This is a genomic window from Prevotella sp. P6B1, from assembly GCF_000702825.1.
Classification (GTDB): Bacteria; Bacteroidota; Bacteroidia; order Bacteroidales; family Bacteroidaceae; genus Prevotella.
In genome coordinates, this window is sequence record NZ_JNKF01000009.1 from 1 (window position 1) to 2,649 (window position 2,649).

Annotated in this window: 2 protein-coding genes; both read left to right on the plus strand. The window is 46.5% G+C overall.

The features are described from left to right. Positions 1-236 precede the first annotated feature (236 nt). The gene (gene istA, locus T495_RS0101015) at positions 237-1,769 is read left to right on the plus strand and encodes an IS21 family transposase (protein ID WP_231495028.1); all 1,533 of its coding nucleotides are present in this window, start codon (positions 237-239) and stop codon (positions 1,767-1,769) included. A gap of 16 nt (positions 1,770-1,785) precedes the next feature. Next, entirely contained in the window at positions 1,786-2,517 is a 732-nt protein-coding gene (istB, locus tag T495_RS0101020; RefSeq protein ID WP_033147307.1) for an IS21-like element helper ATPase IstB, read from the plus strand. The last annotated feature ends 132 nt before the right edge of the window (positions 2,518-2,649 follow it).

A 2,649-nucleotide genomic window follows, 5' to 3' on the forward strand; every position in this document is an offset into this window, starting at 1 on the left:
TGATAATATCGGCGAAACGGTACCATCGTAGCGCTTGAATCGGTACCACCGTAGCGCACCAATCGGTACCACCATAGCACTCCAACCGGTACCAGCGTAGCGCACCAATCGGTACCGCTGTAGCGCTCGAATCGGTACCAAAAGTTCATTTCGGTTCTGCCATTGAAGTTAAATTACTATCTTTGCCGAAGGAAATACAAAACCTTTAGCGAGATATGGCAAACCAAAATGTAACAATGAGCAAGTTAAAAAGAGCATTTCAAATGCTGGCGGCAAGCATCCCACACCGCGAAATCTGTGGACAACTGCACATGGGACGTGGCGTACTTGCCAAGTACAAGAAGGCGGCTGACGAAAGAAATCTGTCGTATGCAGATGGAGGCCGCATGAACGAGGTCGACCTTGAGTCGTTCCTCAAGTCAACAAGACCCGAATCAGCACCATCTGATGCCAGAATTGTCCTCGATGGTCTGATTCCTGATTATGTGTCAGATCTGGCCCATAACCGCTATCTGACCATACAGCATCTCCATGAGAACTATAAGCGTGAACATCCCGACGGCTATGGTTACACTCAGTTTAAGAAAGCTATCCGTGACTATCAGTATGCCCACAACTTGAGTTTTCATAACACCTATATGCCTGGTGAAGAGATGCAGATTGACTTTGCTGGTGATGCCTTGTGGCTAACAGACCCTCTGACAGGCGAAATCACAAGTGTAGTGGTGTTAGTCTGCACGCTTCCTTTCAGTGGAATGGCTTATGCAAAGGCGCTTCCTGACGCCTCTATGGAGTATTTCTTTGGTGGACTATCTGATGCCTTTAGCTATTTTGGAGGGACAGTGCGCAGAGCAAAAAGTGACAACATGAAGCAATGGGTAAAGAAGAACGACCGTTACGAACCTGTATTCACTGACGCAGCGCTAGAATGGGCTGCATACTACGACACAACGCTTGAGGCCTGTCGCGTAAGGAAACCTCGCGATAAAGGCTCTGTAGAGGGTGCAGTCAGGAAAATCTACAACGCTATCTATGCGCCTCTTCACGATGAGGTTATAAGCGACTTGAACAGCATGAATAGCCGTATTTCTGAACTGCTGGACGACTTTAACTCAAAGCCATCTAAAGTTACAGGCAGAAGTCGTTTTGACATTTTTGAGGAAGAAGAGAAACCATCTCTTGGAGAACTGCCTGATACTCCTTTCCGTTTCCGATATCGCAAAGAAGTCAAGCTGTCAGGTAACTATCATGTACAAGTGGCAGGCCGTAAATATAGCGTGCCATATCAGTATGTAGGACAACATCTTACCGTCGTATGGGATATCGACACTGTGGAGGTCTACGCTGGCAATACACGTATCAGTACGCACGACCGTAATGGCATCAAGGATCCCTTTACCCATGATGAAGATATGCCTCCCGAGCATCTGGAATACATGCGTACAAAGGCGTGCAATGCAGCCTACTTCCTGGAAAAGTCGGAAGAAATCGGGCCTTATACAAGACAGGCTATGGAGGCGATTCTTAAGCGTAGCAGACATGTAGAGCAGAATTATGGCTCATGTCATGGCGTACTCAGTCTGAATCGCAGATATGGCAGTATAAGACTTGAGAATGCTTGCAAAAGGCTTGCTGGATATAGGTCTGTCAACTATACGATGATAAAGAATATCCTGGAGAAGAACCTCGACATGGCAGGCGATCAGGAACCTGTATCACAGATGCCCCAGAACGACTACGTAAGGGGAGCAGAAGCATTTAATATCTAACATCAAAATTATAATTATGAACTCACAAGAAACCGTTATACAACTCAGAGAACTCAAACTCAAGGGCATGGCAGATGCTTTTGAGTCAATCCTCAGTCTGCCAGTACAGAACCGTCCAGCAATGGAAGCGGCAATAGCCAGGCTGGCAGAGGCAGAAGCTCAGGACAGAAGGAACCGGAAGACAGAAATGTATCTAAAGACAAGTCGCCTGAGATATACTGCACTGATAGAGGACGTTATCTGCGGTACGGACCGCAACTTTACGAAGGATGATCTTGCAGCACTTGCAGACTGTTCCTTTATACGGCGCCACGAGAACTTGCTCATACAGGGCAAGTGTGGATGTGGCAAATCTTTTATTGCCTGTGCATTAGGGCGCCAGGCTTGTATGTTAGGATACAGGACGGCCTACCTTAATATGAACAGTTTTGTAGAGAAGGTGGCACTCAGCAAACTTGATGGTACCTTCCTGAAAATGATTACTTCACTTGAGCGTAACGACCTGCTTATACTCGATGACTTCGGACTGCAACCAATGGACACCAACACACGTCTGGCCATGCTGCAGATTTTGGAAGAGAGGTATGAGAGAAAGTCCGTTATCATCGTCTCTCAGCTACCTATAAATAAATGGTATGACTACATCGGAGATCCCACTCTGGCCGATGCCATCATGGACAGATTGGTGTCAAATGCGAATAAAATTGAATTAAAAGGTGATTCTATGCGTCAGAAAAAGAAAAAATAGTTATATTTGCACCCAGTAAGGCAGAGCCGATGATCATGGTACCGTTTGCAGCGATACGGACGGTACCGATTGCAGCGCTAGCATGGTACCGATTACAGTGTTACACTTGGTACCGATACAGCGATATCAGCA